This window comes from Actinoplanes sp. ATCC 53533 (assembly GCF_003947245.1).
On sequence record NZ_QHHV01000635.1, the window covers coordinates 1 to 686 of the forward strand.

The 686-nt window shown below is 67.8% G+C and carries 1 protein-coding gene; it reads right to left on the reverse strand.

What is annotated here, in order from left to right:
* On the reverse strand, positions 1 to 637 hold a 637-nt coding region (locus DMB66_RS60395), incomplete at its 3' end, for an acyltransferase family protein (protein WP_233625649.1).
* Between the last annotated feature and the right edge of the window lie 49 nt (positions 638 to 686).

The following is a 686-nucleotide window of genomic DNA, read 5'->3' on the forward strand; positions in this document are numbered from 1 at the left end:
CGGCGTATGCCACCGGTTCCGCGGACAGGTCGACGCCGTCGTCACCTGGATGGGTGATCTCCCAGGCCAGTCCGGCTCCCACCAGCGTCGCTGCCAGGGGTATCAGCACGCCCAAGTGGATGCGCTTGAGGTCGCCGCCGCGGTGCGCGAAGCCGAGCACCCAGCAGGACATGAAGGTCAGCACGTCGGTGGCGGCAGAGCCGAGTGCCTCCCCCAGGATCGGCGGCGCGTTCTCCAAAGTGGCCAGCCCGGCGATCGGGGTGCCCACGGTCATCAAGCGGGCACGTTGGTAGCACCGAAGCAGTAACGGTGAGAGCAGCACCAGCCATAGGTACGCGACCAGGTACCACAACACGCCGGTGACCGGCTCGGCCCAGCCGGCGGTCGGAGGTTCCACGATCGGGACCAGCCACAGCAGCAACGCCGGCCACTGCGGTCGGTCCTGCCACCCGGCTACGAGCATCACCGGGAGTAGTAGCGCGCCCATCACCCAGAGCGCGGGCAGCAGCCGGCGCAGCCGGCCGGTGATCGCCTGCTCGGTGGAACGCCGCATCGAGGTGGCCATCAAGGACCCGCCGAGAGCGAACATCACACCCATCGACGGAAAAACCATCGCGAGCCATGGCAGAGGGAACATGTGATAGACGACGACCCGGACCAACGCCACCGCACGCAGCGTGTCGAAA